The organism is Vibrio hepatarius (genome assembly GCF_001274785.1).
Taxonomy (GTDB): Bacteria; Pseudomonadota; Gammaproteobacteria; order Enterobacterales; family Vibrionaceae; genus Vibrio; species Vibrio hepatarius.
The window spans coordinates 25,746-43,228 of record NZ_LHPI01000012.1; the positions used below are offsets into that span (position 1 = coordinate 25,746).

Genomic DNA, 17,483 nt, shown 5'->3' on the forward strand with positions numbered 1-17,483 from the left:
TATTGATTAAACTGGCATATTCATCAGTTCTTTGTACGCTTCAACAAGCTTGTTGCGTACTTGAATTGTCGCTTCAAAAGCCACACTGGATTTGTTTCTTGCGATCATCACATCCGACAGAGAGACGTCTTGGTCACCTCGGTCAAATCGCATTTGCAGGTCACTCGATGTTTTAGAAAGACCGTTGACGTTGTTGATAGCATTGTTTAGTAATGCGCTAAAGTCGGCGCCAACACTCTGACCTGTCGCGGTAGGCTTAGTGTTACCTGCTTCAAACATCATTGCTTGCATTTCGCTTTGGAAACCATCAATTTTCATCAAGACCTCTGCCCGTCAACTCTTTGACTGATATCGTTGTTATATTAATGACGCTGCAAACTACGTGCCATAATGCCTAAACAGCGAAAATAGCACGTTAGTTTGGAATATCAATCCCTGCATCACGCATTTTAGCGAGTTTGTAGCGCAAGGTTCGTGGACTGATCCCTAGCTTTTCTGCCATGTCTTTACGGCGACCATTACATTCAACCAGAGTCTCAAGAATGATGGCAAACTCTTGGTCTCGCAGTTCACCACCTAAACCTGCACCTAATGACGCCAGCTTAATCTGCTCTGGTTCAGCGACCGGTTTTACATCCGGTGCTGCAATCCCACCTGTTTCGACAACGCGTTGCAGACTGGAAGCGTCTTGCCAATCTAAACCTTCTAATAAGATATGATCTGCGCTGATCGAGCCATTTTCGCTCAAGATAAGTGCACGTTGAACAACGTTATCCAGCTCACGTACGTTACCCGGCCAAGTGTAAGTCAGCAGTTTGTTGACAGCGCACTCGGTGATCGACGGCAGTGGCATTCCCAATTTTTGGCAGTGGCGCTCGGTCAAATGCTGCGCTAGTGGCGCAATATCTCCCGGACGGTCACACAATGCTGGCCACGCGATTGGGAATACGTTCAGACGGTAGTATAAATCTTCACGGAAGTTGCCTTCTTGCACGTACTGCTTGAGGTCGCGGTTACTGGTCGCGAGTACGCGAACATCAAGCTTAATGCTCTTGCGACTACCAAGACGTTCCACTTCACGCTCTTGCAATACTCGCAATAGTTTCGCTTGCAGGTTTAAGTCCATCTCGCTGATTTCATCCAACAAGATAGTGCCGCCTTGCGCTTGCTCAAATTTGCCCGGACACGCTTGAACCGCGCCGGTAAACGCGCCTTTTTCGTAACCGAACAAGGTGGCTTCTAACATGTTGTCTGGAATCGCCGCACAGTTGATCGCAACAAAAGGCCCGTCTTTACGCAGTGACGCATTATGGATATAACGAGACATCACTTCTTTACCTGACCCGCTAGGACCAAGAATCATCACGCCCGCATCCGTTTTAGCTACTTTGTCTGCCAGCGCCAATAACTTAATACTTTTTTCATCTGCAACCACGGCATCGCCGTTGTCATCCGATTTAACCGGCGCATAGCGGCTGACCATATTCAGCAGCACTTCCGGTGCAAATGGCTTCGCCATGTAGTCAATCGCGCCGTCTTTCATTGCCGAGACCGCGTCTTCAATGTTGGCGTAAGCCGTCATCAATAGTACTGGCAAATTTGGCCAATGCTGTTTGATATTACGTAGTAATGCCAGACCACCCATACCTGCCATTTGAACGTCAGAGACCACAATATCGACATCGTTAGACTTGAGCTTAACCAGCGCATCTTCAGCACTGTCGGCTTCCAGCCATTCGTAGCCTGCAAGAGCCAGCGTATCGACTAACGCTTCGCGCAAACCTTCATCGTCTTCAACAATCAGTACTTTGCTTTGAGCCATTGTTACTCTCCAGTCTTTGGTTCTTGTTCATTGTTAGGGTGGCGTTCAAGTGGGATACACATCGTAAAACAAGCACCATCGCCGGGCTCGGAGATTAACTCCAGCTTACCGTCGTGGGCTCGACATACCATTTGCACCACCGCAAGGCCGAGTCCGGTTCCTTGGGAACGAGTGGTAAAGAAAGGTTCCATGATTTTGCTTTGCAGCTCTTTCGGTACACCGGGACCACTGTCTTGTACCGAAATTTTTAATTCGTTGTTTACTGGTCGGAAGAACACATCAATTTGTGACTCTTTGCCCGCGATTTGGATCGCGTTCATCACTAAGTTACTCAATGCAGAAGCGATAGCATTAGCGTTACCGAGTAAAGTGACCTCTTCCTGCTCAACTTCGAGGAAATAATCAATTTGGTTGTTTTTCAGTGCCGCTTCGACCATAGGTGAGAACTCTGCGACGAGATCTGCAATCGAGAACTGCTTGACCACTTTATTGTCGCCACCTTTAGCGAACAGCAGCATGTCATTCACCTGCTTTTCTAGGTCATGCAGGCGATCCATCAATTTAGTTTGAAAGCGCTCTTTGGTTGCAGGCTGTAAGTTTGGCGCGGCAAGGTTCGATGCGTACAACATCGCGCTGGACAAAGGGGTACGAACTTGATGAGCCAAAGAAGCAACCATTCGTCCCAATGACGACAAACGCTGTAAATCACTGATGCGAGACTGCAGCAAGCGTGTTTCGGTCAGGTCGGTAATTAAAATTAATTGCCCCGTTGCAGACGCAGAAATGGCCAAACGCACTTTGCGTCCATTACGTAGCGAAATTTCGTGCCCATCGTCTTCACGTGGTGCAAAAGCCTGCTGAATCACCTCAAACCAGCGTTCTCCAACAAGCGGCACTTCAAGCAATTTTTGCGCTTCAGGATTCGCTTCACGAACGATACCCTGCGTGTCGAGCAAAATGACACCCGCAGGCATAACATCTAGCACCTGTTTGTAGCGCTCTACTTGCTCTTCAACGGTTCCGAGCGGGGTCTGATTTTCTGAGATTGACGTGGGCTGCATGACGAATTTCTGCCTTAAAAACAACAATAGCCTGTCATGCAAAAAGCATTCCAGGCTATTTTATATATTTTTCAATGAGTTATGTTAAGGCCGAAATTTTGACGCTATGGTTAGCGCTGTAAATTATACTTGCGCATCTTCTCAACAAGCGTGGTACGACGCATGCCTAGCATGTCAGCGGCGCGTGCAACTACCCCACCCTGAGCTTCCAGGGCCTGGTTGATCATGTTCACTTCCAGGTCCGCCAGCATTTCTTTCAAGTTCACCCCTTCTGGAGGTAAATCTTGTGGAGCGTCCTCTTCATTATTGAAGATTTCCGATGACTCAATACTGAAGTCTTCAGAGAAGATGTCGTAAAACGCGTCACGCTCTTGCTCTTCGATAGTTAAAGCACTGTTGTAACCCGGCTGAAACTCCGGAATATCGCTGTAACGGTACTTGGTTGGTAAGTGGTTTACATCCACCAAACTGTTCGGATACAGGATAATCATGCGTTCAACTAAGTTCGCCAACTCACGAACGTTGCCCGGCCAATCATGTTCCATGAGCGAGTTGATCGCTCGAGGCGTAAAGCAGATTGGTTGCGCCCCTTCGGCTTCCATACGCGTCATCAACTCTTGCAATAACAACGGCGTATCTTGTTTACGGTCGCGCAGCGCTGGCATTTCAATCGGGAAAACATTGAGACGGTAATAAAGGTCCTCACGGAATGACTTTTCACCGATCATCACTTCAAGGTCGCGGTGAGTCGCCGCAATAACGCGCACATCAGCACGAATTGTTGCGTTTCCACCCACACGCTCAAAGCAACGCTCTTGCAGCACACGTAATAGTTTGACTTGCATCGGCATTGGCATATCGCCAATTTCGTCTAAGAAAAGTGTTCCGCCTTCAGCCAGTTCAAAACGGCCTTTACGTGATGTAATCGCACCAGTAAACGCGCCTTTTTCATGGCCGAATAATTCACTCTCTAGTAAGTCTGCTGGGATCGCGCCACAGTTGATCGGTACAAACGGACCACCTCGGCGAGAAGAATGATAGTGAATGTTGCGAGCTACAACTTCTTTACCAGTACCAGACTCACCCAAAATAAGTACATTAGCTTCGGTATTCGACACTTGTTCAATCAGGTGTCGAACTTCTTTGATACCTTGGCTCTGGCCAACAAGACTTCTGAATAACGTATTCTTACGCGCACTCGAAACAACGTTCATACCTTTACGGCCTAAGAAGTCTTTACAATGGCGCAGCGCTTCGCTTAGTTGCGGGTAGTTAAGAGGGTATTCTAGCTCACCGACATAATGTGGTAGCTCTTCAACTGGATAAGAGTGTTTGCCCGCAGTCAGCAAAGGAATATGGTTAGCGTAGAAAAGCTGCTCTGGCAGCTTATTGCTGGTCAACGAACCAACAATACAACCTGACCATATCGCCGACCAATCGATCCCTTCAACTTGGTCAGAGCCGATCGCTTCGCACTGCTCTCCAACAAATTCTAAAATATTACTGAGATTGGTACGCGCTTGCGCATCATCTTCAATCACAAGTAGTTTCGCTAAACCTTGCATAGGTGAGAATAATTGCCTTTATTTTTTTGAATGTTGTGGCTGGTCTACACTTCTAACGTGACTCCTACCAAGGATAGAAGAAACAACGATGAACTATGAATAAATTTCAGCAACAAAAAAAGCCACTAGGCTAGTTAGTGACTTCTATTCTATTTGATATAAAAAATAAGGCAACCAAGCAATGAGCAGGTGTGATGTTAGCCCAAAACCAATTGGCAAAATTTTGACTTAGTATACAACTAAATGCTTAATTATTGACGTTAAATACCAACGTCTGATGCAGTTAGGTTGTGGAACTCTTGCGGAATCTGATCCCAAGCCGACTTAATCTCACGAATAATCTCAACCACATCATCAATTAGTTTAGGGTCGTTCTTATGGTTTGCTTCCGTCACTTGCGTAATCATAAATTCGTAAAGCTGATCGAGATTCTTCGCAATATCACCGCCATCATCCATCGATAGACAACTACGTAAACTGATGATGATATCCAGCGCTTTACCTAGGCGCTCACCTTTGGCTGGGATGTTACCTTGCTCCATCGCCGCTTTTGCTTGAATCAAACGCTCGATCGCGCCTGCCATCAACATTTGAACAATTTTATGCGGGGAGGCCGCACTGAGCTGGCTATCAACCGATACCTTCTTGTAAGCCTGTAGTGAACCACGCATAAACAACCCTCTTAAACTATAAAAATTTCTTGTATTGCTGTACGGAACGTTTCCCGTGCTGATACTTACGTAACGATAAACCAAACTGATTGGTTTTCTCTTCCATCAACTTAACCAATGATTTGGTCTCATCGACGGCTTGTTGCCACTGCTTTGAATTTGCCAATTGTTCGTTTTGACCAATCAAACTCAAAAGCTGATGCAATAACTGTTCTCTTATATCGACCAAATGCGAAATTTCTTCAACATCTGGCTCGTCTTGATGCAAACACGCTAACATTTTGTGATTTAAACCACAAAACTCTCCCAAAAGATTGTCAAAACTATCGGCCGAGTGCATTCATCATACCCGCGAGTTGAGACTGCATCTTACCCGTCGCATCTTGCATCGCCGAGAATTTGGCGTGCGTACGCTTCTCAAGATTATCCATTCGGCGATCTAGCGCCGCCTGATCGTCTTGAAGCTTATAGGTACGATCCATCATACTGCGTTCGCGAGTACGAATCGCACCGGTCACCCCAGTCAGACCTTGAATCGCATCTTCTACTTTCTTAGCAAAACCTTGGTTACCACCAAAAAATGCTTCCAACTTATCAAAGTTATTGTTGAGCTGGCGGTCGAGTAAGTTGTAGTTGATTTCAAGGTTACCCTGACGAGTCGTCGTAATACCAAACTCAGTCAGTCTCTTGAGATCGTCCGACGCAGGTTCTATCGCGGTCGAGAAGACAGATTTCAAACGAGAATCTGCGCTACGCACAATGCTGTCACCAGATAGCGGTCCCGCCATTCCGGTTCTTGGGTCAACACCACTTAACTCTTGTGAGAGTTGATAGAACTGGTTGTACGCGGCGACAAATCGCTCTATATCTTCTCGGACGCCTTGACGGTCATATTCGATATCAATTTCCGACAGCGGTTTACCTTTTTCAGTACGCCCTTTTAGCGTCAGATCGACGCCATCGATCGCGTCTTCGATAATATTGTTGTTACTGGATAACTGAGCCACGCCATCCAGTACCACTTTGGAATCTTGCGCGGCTTGCACTTGCGTCATTCCGCGGTAAGTATCAAAAGAGCTTTGCGCGGCATCAAGGTCAGCTTGCGCTTGGTCTAAACGCTCTAGGTACTCACGCTCTTCTTTAGACAGTTTTGCGCGCTCAAGCTGCTTCGCCTCTTCTGCACTCAGCTCGCCCGCCGCCACTTTCCGGCTAAGTTCCGCTTTTTCTTGTGCGATTTGCTGTTCAATACGTGCCTGTTCCGCTTCAATACGCGCTTGCGCTTCTTTTGGCGTCACATAGGAGTCAGTCAATGTACCCGAAGCCGTGTTGGTCCAGCCGGGTACATCGGAAGATTTTTCCAGCGCTTTTGCGTCCAGTTCCGCTTCGGGTTCCCAGTAAGAGTCGAGTAGAGTCCCAGACGCGGTTTCTGTCCAGCCTGGAATACGGTCTTCTGGTCGAATGTATTTATTGGCATCGATACCTGCCTGCGCTGCGGCAGTTGCGGCGTTGGCCGACAATTCGTTACCCGGGATCGCTTCTTTGGCTGCGTTAGGGTCAGCTTTAATTGCCGCTTGCTTGCTCGCGTCGGCAATCTCTTGGTCGACAAGTTTTGCCGCCTCAATATTGCGCTGGGCAATTTTATCGGCAATTTCTTGCTCTTGCGGTGACAGCGGAACCAACAACTCTTGCGCAGCTGCGCGAGCATTCTCGAGGTCTTTCACCCGTTGCTCTAGCGTTTTGTATTCGAGTTGTTTAAGCAAGTTGCCCGGTTGGGCATCAGTCGTAATAGATAGGTCGTTTTGCTCACCTGATAACGTTGATGCAACGATCAGACGAGGTCCTGCTGTGTCGTTGATAACAGACGCACGCACACCAGGGTTAGATTTTGTACCGTTAATGCCACGAACGACATCAATCAGCTTTGAATTGGCGGCAACATCGATAGTGAATTTTTTGCTGCCGAGTGAAACTTGCAACTTACCCGGGCCAAATTTTGCGTCTTCCGGCAATACGTCTGACGCAATCTTATGACTCTGAGCAAGCTGCAACACATCGATAGAATAGCGACCGGCAATGGCATCTGTGGTTGCAGTCGCGGATACAACAGTATCATCCGTCGTCTCGACTTTCCGAGCGGCGAATGCTTTCTCCTGACGAAAATTCGACATGAGATTTTTCATTGTATCCAGCGACTCTCTGAGCCGCCCATAGGCACTGATACTAGAATCAATTTTGGTCCGCTCGTTATCGATACGCTGCTGTTTAGGCACGCGCTCTGAATCGACAACTTTGCTGACCATGGAATTGATATCCATGCCAGTATTCATCCCTATTGGGCCAAAACTCATTCAATCACCTCAAAATACGATTACACCGTTTGGTTCAGTAAACCCGATGAATATCTGGCTGTCTGTTCCCTTAGGCGGCGCACTATCTCTAGTACTTCTTCATCTGGAATCTGACGAATAATATCGCCAGTATCCGCTTCGTAAATAGTCACCACATCCCTGCCGGATGCTTCATCGACCCGAAACGATAACCCCTTATTGATGGATGAAATAAAGTCATTCATCTGCTCAACAAGTCTTTCCCGTGTTTCTCTGTTTAGCTTCTCGCGCTCTTTGCTCGCTTCGACTAACTTCTCAACAGATTGCACAGATTGAGCGTTTATCCTTTCGCTTACTTGCGGCTCCTTCAGTATAGAATCGAGCTGTGCATTTTCATTATTTGAAGCAATTTTAGTGCCACTTTCCAGGCCATAAGGCTGAATGTTCGATGTGTAGGATGGTATCTCCATAACAATCTCCCTTCCACCTTGGTAGTCAGCAGCATTACGCTGCTAACAATAAGCTACTATCAAACTACCGCTTAACCTAATAGGCTAAGTGCGGCAGATGGAGACTGCTTAGCTTGAGCTAGGATAGAAGTACTCGCTTGCTGCAAAATTTGAGACTTGGTCATCGCCGTTGTTTCTTTCGCGAAGTCAGTGTCTTGGATACGGCTGCGAGATGCGTTTACGTTCTCGTTGATGTTATCCAAGTTGTTGATCGCATGGCCGAAACGGTTTTGGAATGCACCTAATTCTGCACGCTGACTGTCAACGTTTTTCAAAGCGCCATCGATGATAGATACCGCCATTTGTGAACCCGAAACAGTCGATACGTCGATGTCTGCAACGGTTCTATCTTCCGCTGCGCCGAAACCGATTTCTGTACCTAAAGCGCCACCGATAGTTACGTCAGTTGCAACTTTGTTCGATGCGGCAAAAAGTTGTAGCTTACCGTCTTCACCCACAGACGCTTTCACATCGTCGTTTTGACCGTTGATGTAAGTTGCCAACTGTTCGATATCATCGCCTTCTTTCGCGTTGATCGTCAGTGACTTCACTTCACCGTGAACATCAGTATAGTCCAGCGTTAGGTCAGTAGAACCTGCACTCACTGTCCAATCTGCTGCTTGACCGCTCGCTGCAACGTACGCTTTACCACCCATATCGGTCGTATCAGAACGCATGTTTTTCATTGTAAGCTGAACAGCTTCACCTGAACTTGCGCCGATCTGGAATGATTTACTACCGAAGTTGCCGTTTAGTAGCTTGTTACCACCAAATGACGTAGTTTCTGCAATACGGTTAAGTTCGTCGTTCAGCGCGGTCACTTCTTCTTGGATCGCCACACGCTCTGAGCGCGAGTTTGAACCATTTGAAGATTGCAGCGCCAAATCACGCATACGTTGAAGGATGTTGGTCGTTTCATTCATCGCACCTTCCGCAGTCTGCGCGATAGAAATACCATCATTTGCGTTTTTCACCGCCATGTCGAGACCACGACTTTGCGACGTCAAACGGTTTGAGATTTGTAGGCCAGCAGCGTCGTCTCGGGCACTGTTGATTTTGTAACCAGACGATAGACGCTCCATCGACTTCTGCATACCTTCAGCCGCACCATTAAGGTGGCGCTGAGCAGTCATCGCAGACACATTGGTGTTCACGTTAATTGCCATATTCGATCTCCTTAGGCATTAGGGCGATGTGCGTCCGCGTCTCTCACCTCGCTTTCGCACATCTCATTTCTCTCAGTCTTGTAACGGCGGTGTTTCTATAACCTTTAGCAAAATTATGATTTTTTTCGTATAACGATAAGAAATGTGATCCATATTGGATAAATACGCCCAAGTAGAGTGGATGTGGCAGATTTCAGACATAAAAAAATCCAGCCGAAGCTGGATTTTTTATTAAAGCGATTTTGCTTAGCCAAGTAGGCTTAGTGCCGCGTTTGGCGCTTGCTTCGCTTGAGCAAGAATAGAGCTTGAAGCTTGAGAAAGAATCTGAGACTTAGTTAGTGCAGTTGTTTCTTTCGCAAAGTCAGTGTCTTTGATTCGGCTCTTAGACGCATTCACGTTTTCGTTAATGTTGTCCAAGTTGTTGATAGCGTGGTTGAAACGGTTTTGGAATGCACCCAATTCAGCACGGTGGCTATCTACATACTTAAGAGCAGAGTCGATGATAGCAACAGATTCTTGCGCGCCACCTACTGAAGTTACGTCGATAGTATCAACAGTTACTGCGCTTGAAGTACCCATGCTTAGTTCACCAGCTAGACCGCCTGCAAACGTTACTTCACCTTCAACTTTGTTTGTACCAGCGAAGATTTGTAGTGCGCCGTCTTCATCAACAGACGCTTTAACCATATCAGTTTGACCGTTGATGTAAGTCGCTAGCTCTTCGATGTCGTCGCCTGCTTTAGCAGTGATTTCGATAGTTTGCGCTACGCCGTCTGTATCTGTTAGAGAGATAGTTAGGTCGTTTGCTGTGTCTGATACTGTCCAATCTGAATCTTTCGCGTTAGCCGCTTTGTAGCTCGCGCCACCCATGCCAACGTTGTCTGAACGCATGTCGTTCAGAGTCAGCATTACTGCTTCACCATTGTCTGCACCAATTTGGAAAGACTTAGTAGTGAAAGTGCCGTTTAGCAGTTTGTTACCACCAAAAGATGTAGTTTCTGCGATACGGTTAAGCTCGTCGTTAAGAGCGGTTACTTCTTCCTGAATCGCTACGCGCTCTGATTTAGAGTTTGAACCATTCGCAGATTGAAGCGATAGGTCACGCATACGTTGTAGGATGTTAGTTGTTTCGTTCATCGCACCTTCAGCAGTCTGTGCGATAGAAATACCGTCGTTCGCGTTACGTACAGCCACATCAAGACCGCGACTTTGAACGTTCAAACGGTTAGAGATTTGTAGACCCGCTGCGTCATCTTTAGCACTGTTGATTTTGAAGCCAGAAGATAGGCGTTCCATCGACGTTTGTTGTGCGTTGTTAGCGTTGTTTAGGTGACGCTGAGCTGTCATTGCTGATACGTTAGTGTTTACATTTACTGCCATGGTGATCTCTCCAATTGATTTTCCGATGTTTCCGGTTTCCGACGTCTCGGAAAACCAAGTAGTTCTCTCAAAGTTACTTTTATTAACGGCGCGATTTGCGAAACCTTGAGGATTTTTTTAAGTTTTTTTTGAAAAAAGTCCGTTTGTGAGAAAAAACGTGATTAAGTGGAGAAAAGTGCCAAAAAAGGATTTTTTTCTCTAAAGCTTTAAACAGGCTTGTCGATAACATTATCTTTTTTGACAATTAAGTTAGTAGCGTCAGTGCTAAATTTGGTTGTTGTTTGGCTTGCGCCAAGATAGAAGTGCTGACCTGTTGCAGAATCTGCTGCTTAACCATCTGCGTGGTTTCTTTGGCATAGTCGGTATCTTTGATTCTGCTGTTAGAAGCCGCGAGATTTTCATGTACGTTATCAAGGTTATTGATCGCGTGACTAAATCGATTCTGCATTGCCCCTAACTCAGCGCGGTGGCTATCCACATACTTCAACGCCGTATCAATCACTGAAACCGCTCTTTGTGCCCCGCCCACATTAGAAATGTCGAGGTTATCAACCGCTTCATAACCCGCCAGATTCATCTGCAGTTGCTGCGCTAAACTACCACTAAACGTAATCGCACCAGAGGTCTCTTTGCCTGCCATATAAATCTGCAGTTGCCCATCTTCGTTGACCGATGCCGACACCTTATCGGTCTGGCCATTGATATAGGTTGCGAGCTCTTCGATGTCATCGCCAACTTTGGCTTTAATCTGAATGTTTTGCTCTACCCCGTTGCTATCGGTGTACTGCATGTTGAGCATGTGGTTGCCTTGCGAAACTTGCCAGCTGTCATCCACTTTCGCTGCGGCAAGATAGCTAAAACCGCCCATTGCTAAGCTGTCTGAGCGCATGTTTTTCAGAGAAACCTGTACCGCTTCACCCGATGCAGCACCAATTTGAAATGAGGAAGACGAAAACGAGCCATTGAGCAATTTTCGACCACCAAAAGAGGTCGTTTCGGCGATTCGGTTCAATTCATCGTTTAAAGCCGCCATTTCTTCTTGTAACGCATCTCGCTCTGCTTTGCTGTTAGAGCCATTCGCGGACTGTAAAGATAAGTCACGCATACGTTGAAGAAGATTGGTGGTTTCCTGCATTGCCCCTTCTGCCGTTTGCATAATCGAAATGCCATCATTGGCGTTTCTTACTGCGACATCCAGACCACGCATTTGCGATTCAAGACGATTCGAGATTTGTAACCCTGCGGCGTCGTCTTTGGCGCTATTAATACGACTCCCCGAAGCTAAGCGCTCCAGAGATTGGTTCAACAAATCCGTCGCATTCGTCAGGTGACGCTGCGCTGTCATTGCAGAGACGTTGGTATTAACAGTAATGGCCATAGTTACGTACTTTCCTCCTCGGGGTTACTTTATGTATCGGCCTGCGCGGTAATTCTTTAATTAAAAACGTAAAAAAGCCGAGCTAGTCAGCTCGGCTTTTTTGATAGTTAATGTGGGGCTGTCGTTACTTTACGCTTAAGCTTTGCAGCATGTCAGCCGATGGTGCAAAGAAGTACGCACCCGTTTTGGCACTGGTAAAGCGTAGCAGTTGGTCGGTTTTGCCATCAGTGGCGCCGTACATGCTTTCTAACATCGCTTTAAAGTTATGAAGTGTGTGACAGTAAGCGATGAAAAGTAAGCCGTGATCGCCCGACACCGTGCCGTATGGCAAGCTATGACGTACAATCTTAAGACCTTTGCCTTCTTCCTTAATATCAACACGACCGACATGTGATGCCGCTGGTACGTCATCCAACTCAATAGAGTCTGGCTTAGTACGACCAATCACTTTCTCTTGCGCAGAAACATTCAAACGGTTCCATGCAGGTAGATTGTGGACAAAGCGTTGCACCATCACGTAGCTACCACCCGCAAACTCACCACCCGGGATGATCGCGACTTCCGCACGTTGGCCGTCTTTCGGGTTTTCCGTGCCGTCGATAAAGTCTGTCATATCGCGCGCATCAAGGTAGCGATAGCCGTTTGTCTCATCGACAATGTCGACGCTGTCTGACACAGACGACATAAACTTACGCAACAGGTAGAAATGCAGGTCGTGACGGTTTGAATGAACATGAATCAATACGTCAACGTCTGTACTTGGCGCGACAATGTCACCTTCTCCCAGTACTGGGAAGTCAATCAGCTCTTCTGGCATCGCGACATCAAGCTGCTGCCAAAATGATTTAGTGAAAGCGATAGAGATCGCGAGATTCGCACCTGGTTGGTTGCTGTTCAGCTCTGCTACCAAAGCAGGTAGAGCTTGCAGCTGTTCCAGAACAAGCTGAGGGTTTTGTGTCACTTTCAGAAGCGTGTACTGAGCAAAAGGGCTCGCTTCAGGAAGAATTGCACTTTGAGGGTTAGACATTATTAGTTCCTCACTTTGTATACCAGTCTATATAAGTGACCGCTCTTTGGCTCTAGCAGAGCGTTGACTTATATAGACTTAACATATTTTATTAAGTTAGTTGCTTAGTGTATTAAGTTTTTATTTTAATATATTGATGGTGGTCATCTAGCTGGTGTTCAAGCCAACGCTGGAGTTTTCAAACTGTCGCGCACACTTCGACTTTGCAGGACATAAATGCCAAACCAAAGCAGCGCTACCAGCGTCATCCCGTTGACCCAACTGAATGCGCCGTGCTCTAGATAGACGTGGTACAGACTCTGACTAAACTGGCTGGCAACGGTTAGCAGCGTCACGGGTTTCCCCCAACTGACAATCCAGTTCACCCATTTTCGCTCTGGGCTGCGTAAACTTATCAGCCACATCAACGCAATACTCGGTAACCCCATGGCCAAACCAAGGTAAAGCATAGAGTGATCAGGATAGACGATAGTCAGGATCTTGCTACCGCTTTCTCGGCTCGCACCTGCAACAACAAACACCACCCACGCTTTCGCCATGAACAGCCATCCTAACCACAACCACTTGGGCGCTTTCAGGAAACCATGTTTGTCATATTGTTCGAGAGAATACCGCACTTACTGCCACAACCATCAATTTCAATGTGTTTCAATGTAACTGAATGAACAGAAAATACGAGTAGTATTTTGTTATAAAAGGAACAATCGACCAACAACAGAGCAATGCCGCACAGCGATATTATTCTCGCTCTGTCTTGCCCACCGATTTGAAAGAGACCAACAGAAACGCCACCAGCAATAACACTGGTAACCCCCACAACAAGGCGTTTTTCCAGGTAAAGCTCGGCTTGTAGAGAACAAACTCGCCGTATCTTGCGGTCATAAAGTCGATCACTTGTTGCTCGCTCTCACCGCTGTTGATCTTGTTGAAGACAATCAAACGTAAGTCTTTCGCCAATGGTGAATTTGACTCGACTAAGTTCTGGTTTTGGCACTGAGGACAACGCAATGACTTCGCAAGCTCGATTGCGCTTTGTTGTAGCTGAGGGGTTTTAAACTCGAACAGTTCAACTTGTCTTTCCAACTCGCTATCTGGTGCGACAAATATTTCGCTTTGACTCGACTGAGCGACACTGAACGTACTGACTAGCACCAACATCAATAAACAGATGGCTCGGTTCATAGCGTCGCGTCCTGTTCAAAGTAGCGGGCAAAACGCTTCTGCCATGCCTTTTCGGTCAACTTGCCATAGTGTTTATAAATGACCTCACCGCTGGCATTAACTAAATAGGTTTCGGGCGTACCCACTACACCGAGTTCGATACTCAGCTGTCCTTTGGGGTCGTAGATGATTTCTTCGTAAGGATTACCCGCATCCTTCAAGTAGCCAGTCGCCGCCAATTGCTGGTCACGGTAGTTGAGGCCAATAATGGGCACACCACTCTGTGCTAGCGTCATCAGATATGAATGCTCCGATTTACAGACCCCACACCAAGACGCCCAAACATTCACTAACTGATATTCGTTATCTAGTAATGAGCTCGCACTCTCGATCGACTGGCCATTCAGTAGCGTAGTTGAAACCAAGGGGAAAGTGCGCACCACCGTTTGACTGCGGTTACCGTTTGACTCGGATTGCAGCCCAGCAAGCAGAAAACCCACCAAACCGATAACTAACAAAATGAAAATGAAGACTTTACGACTCTTGAATAGCGCCATGTGATGTTCTCGTTGTCAGCACAGAGACCTGTTTCAGTAGCGGCAGAAAAGCGCCCAAAATGATCAACAAAGCCCCGCACCAAATCCACAAAATATAGGCTCGATATTGTATTTTCACCGCGTAGGACTGGCTATCAACCTTTGCGCCAAGTGTGACATAGTAGTCACCGTGCCAAGTCGAATAAATCGCGGGTTCGCTCATGTTCATCACTCGAACTTGGTAATGACGTCGCTCTGGTTTGACGACAAACGCCTGTCCTTGCTCGAAACTAAAACGGATACTCGCTTGTTCTGCGGTATAGTTAGGACCGACGTACCAGAGGGTTTCTTGATACTCCACGCGGAAGTTATCGATATCAATGCTGGTTTCTGGCGCCATTTTCCTATTCAGCTCATAGGAGTGATAACCGTTCATCGCCGCGCCAACACATAACATCGCGATACCGATATGCGCCAGCACCATAAAACTCAAACGACGGTGACGCCACAACAGATACAAATGCGAACTGATCACCCAAGCTGCTAAGCCCCATACCAAAGCGACAACAGCCTGCCAATCTTTCACCTGCGCAAGATAACAGCCGATACCCACAGTGAATGAAACCAACCAAACCAAGACAAGATTGCGCAGTGAAAGCAGCGTCCCTTTACGCCACTTGAGATAAGGTACGATGCCCATGAGTAGCAGTGCGCCTATCGTCAAGGGCAACATCAACGCATTGAAATACGGCGCGCCGACCGAAATTGCGCCTAAACCGAGTAGCTCATAAATCATCGGGTAAAAGGTGCCGAGAAACACAGTAAAAGTGGCAACACAAAACAAACCCGTCGCGAGAAAAACCGCGTAACCACGACTTGCAATAGCGTTAAATCGAGCACTTTTGATCCTGTCGGCGTGTTTAAACAGCAAAATAAATGAACACAGCAGTGTCACGGCCAAGATAGCTAACAACGCAACACCCTTGGTCGGGTCAACGGCGAAAGCGTGCACCGACGTCAACACACCTGAACGAACAATAAACGTGCCGAGAATGCTTAAACAAAACGTCACCAACGCGAGGCTCAACGACCAAAGTTTCAGTTGTTGGTGACGCGCAGAAGCAACCAGTGAATGCAGCAGCGCGCTGCCCGTCAGCCAAGGCAGCAACGAGGCATTCTCTACCGGATCCCAGAACCACCAGCCACCCCAACCAAGTTCATTGTAAGCCCACCAAGAACCTATCAAGATCCCAAGTGTCAGTAACATCCACGCCGAAATCACCCAAGTTCGACAATATTCTACCCAGCGATGGTCGTACTGGTTGTCTAGCAGCGCCGCAAGGGCAAACGCCAACACCGTCGAAAAACCGATATAACCGAGATAGAGCAAAGGGGGATGAAAAATGAGCCCGATATCTTGCAACATCGGATTTAAGTCTCGTCCTTCAGTGACAAACAACTCTGCATAAGAAAACGGATTGGACGCCAAAAGAGTAAACCAAGCAAAAGCGGCAACAAAACCACTCATTACCCACAACACGTTTTGAAAGTAACGGGACTGATGCAGAGAATGAAGTGATATCAACCCAGACCACAAACAAAGGGTAAACACCCAAAACAGCATTGACCCTTCATGGCCACCCCAAACTGCAGCAAACTTAAAAAATGGCGGTAACGCTGAGTTAGAGTGCGCAGCAACATAAGCAAACTGGAATTGGTCACTGAGAAACAGACTGGCTAATGCAGCAAGGCTGAACGTCGCCAACACCGCGTTCAGCCTAGAAATGAACGTAAGGGAAGCACCAGAACGCTTGGCTTGAAAACGGCACCAACCGTAATGCGCAAAACTCAAACTGCTGAGCAGTGCGATCAGTACCAAAGCTAAAAGTCCCGACTCCCCTAACATAGTTATACGACCGTCATTTGTCCGGCGTACAAGATAAAGGTACGTAGCATCAATACCCCAAACAAGCTCAGCATGGTCACAACAAAGATGTAGCCACCGTTATGACGTACTGATTTCGGTGAAATAGCATTGAGCGTCAGTGGCAATAACATCCCCACTAACACGACGCCAAACCAGAACCAGTTCGACCAGAAACCGCCACCGATCGCGTTCCACGCCGCCGCTTCGTTTTGCCCGCCGCTGAAAATAAGCCCTGTGAAGAATGTCACTAAGACAAACAACTCAAACAACACCACGGGACGCTCAAAACCGTGTACCCAAGAGACACTTGGACTGCTTGCCGACTCTTTGAACACCAAAATACCAAACAGCAAACACGCCGCAGCACCAGACGATAAACTCGAGAACAAGAATAAGATCGGCAGTACCGGGTTATTGAGCATTGGATAAGTTTTTAGTGCGGACAGCAGGAAGCCGGTGTACGCGGCGAGCACAATCGCCAAAAAGCCTAAGAACAACTCAAGTGGATTGTTGACGTTTTTCGCTTTGAGCAAAATCGTATCGACAAAGTTGAGCAGCCCGCCAGGCAGTTTGCCTTCGCAGAAGTTGATGACCTGATGACGGAAAATCACGCCAATCCAGACAAACAGTACCGCCATGTAGACTTGGAACAACACCACACCCATCGACATTACAGAAGTTGGGTTGTAGTAAATCATGATCTTCCAAAACTCGAGGGGTTTGGTTAAGTGGAACACCAAAATCAACAAGCCAACGATAATACCGAAAGGCGCTAACCAAGCGACAGCTTTTAAAATACCGTTGTTGGCTGGGTCACCTTCAATCACTTTGCGTTTAAGATAGATACCGATCATCACTGCGCCAGCAGACATACCCGCTAAAAACAGGTAGATCGCAATGATCCAATCCCAAACCAGAGAGTCAAAGTGGAATGCACTTTCAAATCCGTTCAT

17 protein-coding genes are annotated in these 17,483 nt (G+C 47.1%); all 17 read right to left on the reverse strand.

Features of this window, described 5'->3' with window-relative positions; genetic code table 11:
- Positions 1 to 6: 6 nt before the first annotated feature.
- Complete coding sequence (fliE, locus tag AKJ31_RS12785; protein ID WP_053409493.1) at positions 7 to 318, reverse strand: flagellar hook-basal body complex protein FliE; 312 nt, start codon at positions 316 to 318, stop codon at positions 7 to 9.
- 97 nt (positions 319 to 415) lie between these two features.
- Entirely contained in the window at positions 416 to 1,822 is a 1,407-nt protein-coding gene (locus tag AKJ31_RS12790; protein ID WP_053409494.1) for a sigma-54-dependent transcriptional regulator, read from the reverse strand.
- Between the two features lie 2 nt (positions 1,823 to 1,824).
- Entirely contained in the window at positions 1,825 to 2,883 is a 1,059-nt protein-coding gene (locus AKJ31_RS12795) for a sensor histidine kinase (protein ID WP_053409495.1), read from the reverse strand.
- A gap of 110 nt (positions 2,884 to 2,993) precedes the next feature.
- On the reverse strand, positions 2,994 to 4,448 hold the full coding sequence (locus tag AKJ31_RS12800; protein WP_053409496.1) for a sigma-54 dependent transcriptional regulator: 1,455 nt from the start codon (positions 4,446 to 4,448) through the stop codon (positions 2,994 to 2,996).
- Positions 4,449 to 4,708: 260 nt separating this feature from the next.
- Complete coding sequence (fliS, locus tag AKJ31_RS12805; protein WP_053409497.1) at positions 4,709 to 5,119, reverse strand: flagellar export chaperone FliS; 411 nt, start codon at positions 5,117 to 5,119, stop codon at positions 4,709 to 4,711.
- 16 nt (positions 5,120 to 5,135) lie between these two features.
- The gene (gene fliT, locus AKJ31_RS12810; protein ID WP_245639055.1) at positions 5,136 to 5,399 is read right to left on the reverse strand and encodes a flagellar protein FliT; all 264 of its coding nucleotides are present in this window, start codon (positions 5,397 to 5,399) and stop codon (positions 5,136 to 5,138) included.
- 43 nt (positions 5,400 to 5,442) lie between these two features.
- Positions 5,443 to 7,467, reverse strand: a complete 2,025-nt coding sequence (fliD, locus tag AKJ31_RS12815) for a flagellar filament capping protein FliD (RefSeq protein ID WP_053409499.1) — start codon at positions 7,465 to 7,467, stop codon at positions 5,443 to 5,445.
- A gap of 20 nt (positions 7,468 to 7,487) precedes the next feature.
- Positions 7,488 to 7,916, reverse strand: a complete 429-nt coding sequence (flaG, locus tag AKJ31_RS12820; protein ID WP_053409500.1) for a flagellar protein FlaG — start codon at positions 7,914 to 7,916, stop codon at positions 7,488 to 7,490.
- A 71-nt stretch (positions 7,917 to 7,987) separates the two neighbouring features.
- Positions 7,988 to 9,121: a flagellin gene (locus AKJ31_RS12825; protein WP_053409501.1), complete on the reverse strand. Its 1,134-nt coding sequence runs from the start codon at positions 9,119 to 9,121 to the stop codon at positions 7,988 to 7,990.
- A 246-nt stretch (positions 9,122 to 9,367) separates the two neighbouring features.
- On the reverse strand, positions 9,368 to 10,501 hold the full coding sequence (locus AKJ31_RS12830; protein ID WP_053409502.1) for a flagellin: 1,134 nt from the start codon (positions 10,499 to 10,501) through the stop codon (positions 9,368 to 9,370).
- A gap of 244 nt (positions 10,502 to 10,745) precedes the next feature.
- Positions 10,746 to 11,879, reverse strand: a complete 1,134-nt coding sequence (locus tag AKJ31_RS12835; protein ID WP_053409503.1) for a flagellin — start codon at positions 11,877 to 11,879, stop codon at positions 10,746 to 10,748.
- Between the two features lie 124 nt (positions 11,880 to 12,003).
- A complete protein-coding gene (locus tag AKJ31_RS12840) occupies positions 12,004 to 12,906 on the reverse strand; it encodes a Dyp-type peroxidase (protein WP_053409504.1) in 903 nt (300 codons plus the stop codon).
- Between the two features lie 158 nt (positions 12,907 to 13,064).
- Complete coding sequence (locus tag AKJ31_RS12845; RefSeq protein WP_053409505.1) at positions 13,065 to 13,523, reverse strand: DUF2919 domain-containing protein; 459 nt, start codon at positions 13,521 to 13,523, stop codon at positions 13,065 to 13,067.
- 121 nt (positions 13,524 to 13,644) lie between these two features.
- Positions 13,645 to 14,088, reverse strand: a complete 444-nt coding sequence (gene nrfF / locus AKJ31_RS12850) for a heme lyase NrfEFG subunit NrfF (protein WP_053409506.1) — start codon at positions 14,086 to 14,088, stop codon at positions 13,645 to 13,647.
- Positions 14,085 to 14,624: a DsbE family thiol:disulfide interchange protein gene (locus tag AKJ31_RS12855; protein WP_053409507.1), complete on the reverse strand. Its 540-nt coding sequence runs from the start codon at positions 14,622 to 14,624 to the stop codon at positions 14,085 to 14,087. The genes nrfF and AKJ31_RS12855 overlap by 4 nt, the downstream gene beginning before the upstream one ends.
- Entirely contained in the window at positions 14,602 to 16,509 is a 1,908-nt protein-coding gene (locus tag AKJ31_RS12860) for a heme lyase CcmF/NrfE family subunit (RefSeq protein ID WP_053409508.1), read from the reverse strand. The genes AKJ31_RS12855 and AKJ31_RS12860 overlap by 23 nt, the downstream gene beginning before the upstream one ends.
- A 2-nt stretch (positions 16,510 to 16,511) precedes the next feature.
- Positions 16,512 to 17,483: a cytochrome c nitrite reductase subunit NrfD gene (nrfD, locus tag AKJ31_RS12865; protein ID WP_053409509.1), complete on the reverse strand. Its 972-nt coding sequence runs from the start codon at positions 17,481 to 17,483 to the stop codon at positions 16,512 to 16,514.